The sequence below is a fragment of the Lentzea sp. NEAU-D7 genome, assembly GCF_026242055.1.
Classification (GTDB): domain Bacteria; phylum Actinomycetota; class Actinomycetes; order Mycobacteriales; family Pseudonocardiaceae; genus Lentzea.
On sequence record NZ_JAPJDL010000001.1, the window covers coordinates 14,235 to 23,488 of the forward strand.

The 9,254-nt window shown below is 71.8% G+C and carries 1 protein-coding gene and 1 pseudogene; both read left to right on the forward strand.

The window, feature by feature from the left end; genetic code table 11:
• Positions 1-434: 434 nt before the first annotated feature.
• The gene (locus ORI60_RS00075; RefSeq protein ID WP_266032428.1) at positions 435-1,709 is read left to right on the forward strand and encodes a serine hydrolase domain-containing protein; all 1,275 of its coding nucleotides are present in this window, start codon (positions 435-437) and stop codon (positions 1,707-1,709) included.
• A gap of 48 nt (positions 1,710-1,757) precedes the next feature.
• Positions 1,758-9,248: pseudogene (locus tag ORI60_RS00080) on the forward strand (non-ribosomal peptide synthetase); the annotation flags it as partial.
• Positions 9,249-9,254 lie beyond the last annotated feature (6 nt).

The following is a 9,254-nucleotide window of genomic DNA, read 5'->3' on the forward strand; positions in this document are numbered from 1 at the left end:
CCCGCCCCCCTGGGGGGGGGGGGGGGGGGGGGCCCCCCCCCCCCCCCCCGCTTCTGCGTCCAACCGCTTTTCACAGCATCCAGAATTCTCAAAATATCGACATTAGCACGGTCCGTGACCGCGCGTGACGATACGTATCCGAAACATTTTCCAAAAATACGTCGTCTTTCACGGCTGTTTTCGAGACGACCCAGTCCAAACCCACCCGTTCGAGTGGTTGACCTCCCGCAGCCGTGGACAGAGCGTCACAGTAGAGCGCATGAAGGCGTCTTATCGGGGGCACTCCAAGGAGGTGCTCCATTTGGCGGTCCCACGGTGTGATGATGATTTGGCAGCGTACGAACCGCTGAGCGGCCTAACCGCCCGTTTCTGCAGCACTGACACAAAACTTGCGACGAAATTGCTCTGGGGGTCGACTTGTACTGCGAGGGAACATGCACGAAGTCCAGCTCCAGCCATTGTTGGAAAGACACTCCAGACGCCATCTGATTCCGGGCGCGCAACTCGCCGTTCACCGCGACGGAATTACGCGTTCAGTCGAGTTCGGCGTCCAGCACACCGGCGGGCCGCCGATGACGCGGGCCGCGCGCGTGCCGGTGGGGTCGGTCAGCAAGACCTTCACCGCGGCGCTGGCGATGATCCTCGTGTCGGACGGGGATCTTGATCTCGACGAGCCTCTCGCCGAGTACCTGCCCGCCGCCGCGAGCCTGAGCGAACGGCTCACCGTGCGGCACCTGCTGAGCCACACCGGTGGTCTGCCGTCCGATTCGGACGAGGTGACGGCGTCGACGCTGAGCAAGCACGTGGCCGAGTGCCTGCGCCGCGCCGACCCGTTGCACGAGCCCGGTGACGGGTTCTCCTACTCGAACATCGGCTACAGCGCCGCCGGGCACCTGATCGAGGTCGTCACGGGTATGAGCTGGTGGGAGGCCATGTCGTCGGTGCTGCTGCGGCCTCTGGGCGTGGAGGCGCACTTCGTGGTGGCGCCGGACGGGCCGTACGACGCGGTGCCGGGCCACGCGGTCAACCCCGACCGGCACCGGGTCGTGCCGGTGCACCAGTCGCTCACGCTCGTGGACGCGCCCGCCGGCGCCGTCGCGGCGAGTGCGATCGACCTGGTGCGGCTCGGCCGGATGCTCGCCGGCGAGGGACCGACGCTCGTGGACGACGCCCAGCTGCGCGAGATGCGGACCCCCGTGGACGGTGCGGAGCCGTTCGGGATGGCCGACGCCTGGGGCCTCGGCGTGGCGTTGTTCGAGGGCGGGTGGTTCGGGCACGACGGCACGGGAGACGGCACCTCCTGCCACCTGCGCGTCCATCCGGAAAGCGGCGCCGTGGTCGCGCTCACGACCAATGGCAGCACCGGGTTCGCGATGTGGCACGAATTGGCGCGCGCGCTCGGCGTCGGTGACTACGACGGTTGTCGCGAGCTGGGAGAACGGGTGTCGGCGACGCCTCCGGGCTGCGTGGGACGTTTCTACAACGGCGACACGGAGTATTCAGTGTCTCAGGGCGAGAATGCGCCGCTGCGACTCGTCGTGGACGGCGAGCCGTTCGCCGAGTTGACGCTCTACGACGGACTGCGCTTCCGAATGCGCGACGTCGACACCGGTGACACTTCGCAAGCCGGACGCTTTCTGCGCGGTTCCCCCGGCCGCGACATCGGCTGGCTGCAGGTGGGCGGCAGGCTCGCCCGCCGCGTCGCCTGACCATTCCCACACCCTTCCGACTGATCCTCCGGAAAGGCCCCTCCTCTCATGTTCCTCACGGCCCTGTTCCGCGCCAGAGTGGCGTCGTCCCCGCACACCCCCGCGGTCATAGCGCCGTCGGGCACGCTCACGTACGCGGAGCTGGACGCCCGCGCCAACCGGCTGGCGTGGTGGTTGCGCGAACGGGGGGCCGGCCCCGAACGGATCGTGGCGCTGCGGATGCCGAGGTCGGCCGACATCGTCGTGGCGCAGCTCGCCGTGCTGAAGGCAGGAGCCGCCTACCTGCCCGTCGACCCCGCCTACCCCGCCGAGCGGATCGACTTCATGCTGCGCGACGCGGCGCCGCTGCTGACGCTCGACTCCGCGGTGGACACGAGCGGCATGCGGGACACGGATCCGGAGGTCGAGGTCGACCTGGCGCACCCGGCGTACGTGATCTACACGTCCGGTTCGACCGGGCGGCCGAAGGGCGTGGTCGTCACGCACGCCGGGCTGGCGGGCTTCGCGCGCGCCGAGATCGAGCACTTCCAGGTGCGGCCGGGCGACCGGGTGCTGCAGTTCTCCTCCCCCAGCTTCGACGCCTCGGTGCTGGAGCTGTGCATGGCGCTGCCGTCCGGCGCCGCGCTGGTCGTGCCTCCGGAAGGCCCGCTGCTGGGCGAGCAGCTCGCGGACGTGCTGCGGGACAACAGGATCACGCACGCGTTGATCCCGCCCGTGGCCATGGCGACCGTGCCGGACGTGCCGTTGCCCGACTTCCGCACGCTGATCGTCGGTGGTGACGCCTGCACGCCCGAACTGGTCGAGCGCTGGGCGCCGGACCGCCGGATGATCAACGCCTACGGGCCGACCGAGTCCACGGTCGTGTCGACGTGGAGCGAGCCGCTCACCCCCGGTGGCAGCCCGCCGATCGGTACGCCGATCCCCGGCACGCTCGCGCACGTGCTGGACGACGACCTGCGGCCGGCGGCCGAGGGAGAGCTGTACGTCACCGGCGCGGGCCTCGCCCGCGGGTACCTCGACCGGCCGGGCCTCACCGCGCAGCGGTTCGTCGCCAACCCGTTCGGGCCGGGACGCCTGTACCGCACCGGTGACGTCGTGCGCCGGCGCGACGGCGTGCTGGAGTTCGTCGGGCGCGCCGACCACCAGGTGAAGATCCGCGGGTTCCGCATCGAGCCCGGTGAGATCGAGGCGGTGCTGCGCGACCACGCCGGTGTGCGCGAGGCGGTCGTCGTCGCGCGCTCCGACCAGGGGCTCAAGCGCCTCGTCGCCTACGTCACCGGCGAGGCCGACCGGGCCGAACTGCGCGCGCTCGTGGCCGCCAGGTTGCCCGAGCACATGGTGCCGTCGGCGTTCGTCGTCCTGGACGCGTTCCCCCTGAGCCCGAACGGCAAGCTCGACCGGGCGGCGTTGCCCGAGCCGTCCGGGCAGGTGGAGACACAGGGGGCCACGGCCCTCCGCACTCCCGCCGAACACCGGGTCGCGCAGGTGTGGGCCGAGGTGCTCGGGGTCGGCGCGGTCGGCCCCGAGGACGACTTCTTCCAGCTCGGCGGCGACTCGGTGCTGGCCATGCGCACGCTCGCGTCGCTGGGCGGCGGACTGCCGTTGCGCACGCTGTTCGAGCACCGCACGGTCGCGGCACTGGCCGCGGTGCTGCCCGACGACAGACCCGTCGAGATCCAGCCCACCCACGACGGGCGTCCGGTGCCGCTGTCCCGCACTCAGAAGCGGCTCCAGGGCGCGGAAGGACCGGACAGCAACACCGCCGCCGGCGTGCGGTTGACCGGCGAGCTCGACACCACCCGGCTCCAGCACGCGCTGGACCTGCTCGTCGCCCGGCACGACGCGCTGCGCACCAACGTCCACGACGACGTCCAGGTGATCAGTCCACACGGGACGGTGCGGCTGGAGCTCGTCGCGGACCTGGAGGCCGAGCTGGCGAAGCCGTTCGACCTGCGCACCGGACCGCTGACGCGGGCGCTGCTCACCCGCGACCAGGTGCTCGTGCTGTGCCAGCACCACATCATCACCGACGGCCGTTCGGTCGCCGTGCTGCTCGACGAGCTGGCCAGGCTCTACGCGGGCGAACAGCTGCCGCGGCCGCTCCTGCAGTACCCGGACTTCGCGCTGTGGCAACAGGAACAGCCGGTGCCGAGCGTGGACTACTGGCGGCACAAGCTCGACGGTCTCGAACCGCTCGACCTGCGCACCGACAGGGTGCGGCCGCCACTGCGCTCGACGGCGGGCGCCGTGCTGCGGCGCCCGCTGGGCGCGTCGCTCGTGCAGCGGCTGACCACGCTGGGCCGGGCACACGACGCGACGCTGTTCATGACGCTCACCGCACTGGTGAAGGTGGTCATGGCCCGGCACAGCGGCCAGCGCGACATCGCGGTCGGCACGGTGAACGCCGGACGGGACCGCGCGGAGCTGGACGGCGTCACGGGCTTCTTCGTCAACACGCTCGTGCTGCGCACGTGGCTCGACCCCGGGCAGCCGTTCACCGCCTACCTCGACCAGGTGCGCGACACCGTGCTGGAGGCTTTCGCCCACGACGACGTGCCGTTCGACCAGCTCGTGGAACAGCTGCGGCCCGACCGCGACCCGAGCCGGACACCGCTCGTGCAGGCCGTCGTCGCGCTTCAGCAACCGCTGTTCACGCGCACCGGTTTCGGCGAGCTGGCAGCCGAGGAGGCAGAGCTGCCGCGGCCTGCCGCGCGGTTCGACCTCGTCGCGGAGTTCTGGCCACGCGGCGACGACCTCACGCTCGCGCTGGAGTACAACACCGACCTGTTCGACGCGAGCACGATCGAGCGCGTGGCCGACGACCTCGTCGCGCTGTGCGAGGCCGTCACCGCGAATCCCGACCGGGACCTCGTCGAGTTCGCGGGCGAGGCGGAGGACGTCGCACGCGTGCGCGGGTTCCGCGCCGACCCGGCGGTGGTCGAGGAGGTCCTGCGCCGGACGGTCGACGACGCGCACGTGGTGGTCCACGACGGACGGCTCGTCGGCTACGTCACGCAGGCGGACCCCGCCGAGCTCAAAGGTGTCCTGAGCCAGGTGCTGCCGGACTACCTCATCCCGTCGGCGTGGGTGGTGCTCGACGAGATCGACCGCGAGAACCTGCCGGAACCGCCGGCACCGCGGGTCGAGCGCGCCCGGTTCGTCGCACCGCGCACACCGGTCGAGGCCGTGCTCGCCTCGGTGTTCGCCGAGGTGCTGGGCGTCGGCCAGGTCGGGGTGCGCGACGGGTTCCTGGAGCTGGGCGGCGACTCGATCCTCGCGATCAGCGTCGTCACCAAGGCACGGGCCGCCGGTCTGCACCTGACCGCGCGCGACGTCTTCGCCCACCAGACGATCGCCGAGCTGGCTCCCCGCGTGCGGTCCACCGGCGGGACGAGCGCGGAGCAGGGCACGGTCACCGGGGACGTGCCGCTCACGCCGATCCAGCGCTGGTACTTCGAGCACCACGACGGGCTCGGGCGGTTCCACCAGTCCGTGGTGCTGGACTTCGCCGAGGACGTCGACGACGAACGGCTCGCCGGCGCCGTCAGCACCGTGGTGGCGCACCACGACGCCCTGCGGACGCGGTACGCGTTCGACGGCGGCTGGCGCCAGCGCATCGAGCCGTCCGGGCACTCGCTGCTGGAGACCGAGGTCCTGGCACCGCGCCAGGTCCGGTTGTCCGCGCACCACCTCGTCGTGGACGGCATCTCGTGGCGGATCATCGCCGAGGACCTGCGCGCCGCCTACCGCGGCGAACCGCTGCCGCCGAAGACGACCTCGTTGCGCGAGTGGGCACACCGGCTCGCCGGCCACGCCCGAGCGGGCGGGTTCGACGACGAACGAGCGCGGTGGGAACAGCTCACCGGTGGCAGCTCCAAGACGGGCACCACCGCCTCCCAGCGCGGCGTCACGGTCCGGCTGTCCGAAAAGGACACCCAGCGCGTCCTGCGCGAGGTGCCGCCCGTGTACCGCACACAGGTCAACGACGTCCTGCTGGCCGCGCTCGGGTGCGTGCTGAGCGGCTGGACAGGTTCGCCGCGGGTGCTCGTCGCGCTGGAGGGCCACGGCCGCGAGGAGCTGTTCGACGGCGTCGACCTGTCCCGCACGGTCGGCTGGTTCACCACGATGTTCCCGGTCGCCCTCGACGTGCCGGAAGCGGGCTGGGGCGAGACGCTCAAGGCGGTCAAGGAACAGCTGCGGGCGGTTCCCCGGCGCGGCATCGGCTACGGAGCCCTGCGGTACCTCACCGACGAGGGCCTGCCGGACCTCACGCCGGAGGTCGGGTTCAACCACCTCGGCCGGTTCGACGACGACCAGCGCGGCATGGACCTCGACGCCGCCCCGGACGCGCCGCGCCCGCACGCCGTCGACGTGGTCAGCCGCGTCGAGGACGGCCGGCTCGAGGTGACCTGGTTCTACAGCACCGAACTGCACGACGAGGCGACGATCACGCGGCTGGCGGACGAGATGCTGGTGGCGTTGCGGGACATCGCGCACCACTGCGCGCAGCCGGACGCCGGCGGCCGCACGCCCTCGGACTTCCCGCTCGCGCGGCTGGACCAGGCCGCCTGCGACCGGATCGCGCTGCCGCACGTCGAGGACGTCTACCCGCTCACGCCGATGCAGGCGGGCATGGTGTTCCACTCCCTCGACGGCGTGTACCTGCAGCAGACCAGCTTCGTCGTGACCGCGGAGCCGGACGTGCTGGCGGCCGCGTGGCAACGGGTCGTGGACCGCACGCCGGTGCTGCGCAGCAGCGTGGTCTGGGAGGGCGTGCCGGAACCGGTGCAGGTCGTGCACGCGCAGGCGCCGGTGCCGATCCGCCATCTGAACTGGACCCGAGGGGATCGCGAGGAACTGCTCCAGGCGTTGCTGGAGGCCGACCGCGCGGAAGGCATGGACCTCGCGACCGCGCCTTTGATGCGGCTCACCCTGGGCCGTCTGCCGCAGGGCGAGGTGCAGGTGTTGTGGACGTTCCACCACGTGCTGCTCGACGGCTGGAGCGTCTTCCAGGTGCTGACCGACGTTCTGGGAGAACCGGCGGAGCGGCCGCCGTTCCGCGACTACGTCGAGTGGCTGCACCGCCAGGACGACGAGGCTGCCGAGCGCCACTGGCGCGAGGTGCTCGGCGACTTCACCGAGCCGACGCCGCTGCCGTTCGACCGCACGCCGTCCGGGCAGCACGACTCCAGCACCACGGCGAACCTGCGGATCTCGTTGTCCGCGCAGGAGTCCGCCGCCCTGTACGCGTTCGCCCGCGAGCAGCGGCTGACGCCGGGAACGGTCGTGCAGGGCGCGTGGGCCGTGCTGCTCGCCCGCCACGGCGGACGCGACGACGTGTGCTTCGGCGCCACCGTGTCCGGCAGGCCCGCCGATCTGCCCGGCGTCGACGACATCACCGGGATCTTCATCAACACCCTGCCGGTGCGCGTGGCCGTGGACGACCGGTCGCCCGTCGCGGCGTGGCTGCGCGGCCTGCAGGAGGCGCAGGTCGAGGCGCGGCGGTTCGAGCACGTGCCGCTGACCGGCCTGCGGGCCTGGAGCGGCGTCGAGGGCGGGGTGAACCTGTTCGACAGCGTGCTGGTGTTCGAGAACTACCCGGCGCAGGGACTGCCGCTGCGCGACCTGCGCGCCGTGGAGACGACGAACTTCCCGCTCAGCGCCACGGTCTATCCGGACACCGAGCTGACCGTGCTGCTCGGGTACGACCCCGCGGCGTTCGACGAGGCCACGGCGCGCAGGCTCGGCGACCACCTGCGGGTGCTGCTCACCGGCATCGCCGAGGACGCCGACCGGCCGGTCGGCGCGCTGCCGCTGCTCACGGCGGAGGAACGGCACCGGGTGCTGGGCGAGTGGAACGACACCGCGCATGAGGTGCCGGACCTCACCCTGCTGGACCTGCTGGCCCCCCACGGCGGAGAGGCCGTGCGGTTCGAGGGCGAGGCGATCACCGCCGCGGAGCTGGAACGGCGAGCGAACCGCCTGGCGCACCGGCTGATCGCCGAGGGCGCCGGTCCGGAACGCGTGGTCGCCGTGTCGCTGCCGCGGTCGATCGACCTGGTCGTGACGCTGCTGGCCGTGCTCAAGGCGGGTGCGGCCTACCTCCCGATCGACACCGAGCTGCCCGCCGACCGCGTCGCGTTCATGGTCGGCGACGCCGGCCCGGTGCTCGTGGTCGACTCCCCGCTCGACGCCTCCGGCCACCCGTCCACGGCTCCCGAGGTCGACCTGAGCCCGGACCACCCGGCCTACGTGATCTACACGTCCGGCTCGACGGGCAGGCCCAAGGCCGTGGTCGTGCCGCACCGGGGCGTCGTCAACCGTCTGTTGTGGACACAGCACGAGTACGGGCTCACACCGGACGACCGGGTGCTGCAGAAGACACCGGCGAGCTTCGACGTCTCGGTCTGGGAGTTCTTCTGGCCGCTGATCGCCGGCGCCACGCTGGTCGTGGCCAAGCCGGAGGGCCACCGCGACCCGGCGTACCTGGCCGACCTCGTCCAGCGCGAGTCGATCACGACCGCGCACTTCGTGCCGTCGATGCTGCGAGCGTTCCTGCGCGAGCCGGCCGCCAAGGGCTGCACCGGGTTGCGGCGGGTGCTGTGCAGCGGCGAGGCACTGCCGCCGGACCTGGTGCGGGCCTGGTACGAGACGGTCGACGTGCCGCTGCACAACCTGTACGGGCCGACCGAGGCGTCCGTGGACGTCACGAGCTGGGCGACCTCTCCAGGCGCGGACGTCGTGCCGATCGGCAAGCCGGTGTGGAACACCGCGTTGCGCGTGCTCGACGCCGAACTGCGACCGGTGCCGCCGGGTGTGCCGGGTGAGCTGTACCTGGCGGGCGTCCAGCTGGCCCGCGGCTACCTGAACCGGCCGGGACTCACGGCCGGGAGGTTCGTCGCCGATCCGTTCGGTCCGGCGGGCACGCGCATGTACCGCACCGGCGACCTCGCCCGGTGGCGACCCGACGGCGCGGTGGAGTACCTGGGACGCACCGACCACCAGGTGAAGATCCGCGGGCTGCGCGTGGAGCTCGGCGAGATCGAGGCCGTGCTGGGCGACGCCGTCGTGGTCGTGCGGGACGAACGGCTCGTCGCCTACGTCAGGACGCCGGACGTGGACGCGTTGCGCAGGACCGCGGAAGCCGCGCTGCCGGACTACATGGTGCCGTCCGCGATCATCCGGCTCGACGAGTTCCCGTTGAGCCCCAACGGCAAGCTCGACCGGCGCGCCCTGCCCGATCCCGACTGGACGCCGGTCGAGCACGTCCCGCCGCGCACGCAGGCCGAGGAGGCCGTCGCCGCGATCTGGGCCCAGGTGCTCGGCGTCGGCCGGGTCGGCGCCGAGGACGACTTCTTCGCGCTGGGTGGCGACTCCATCCGCGGCATGCACGTCACCTCGCTGCTGCGCGACGCGTTCGGCGTCGACCTGAGCCCACGCGACGTGCTGTCCGCACGCACCGTCGCCGCACTCGCCGATCTCGTCGAGGAACTGATCCTGCGCGAGCTCGAACACACCGCTTCCCTCAACGAACTCTGAGGACCA

Excerpts from the sequence above, each read along its gene's own strand:
- ORI60_RS00075 (WP_266032428.1), top strand. The coding sequence starts at position 435 with ATGCACGAAGTCCAGCTCCAGCCATTGTTGGAAAGACACTCCAGACGC.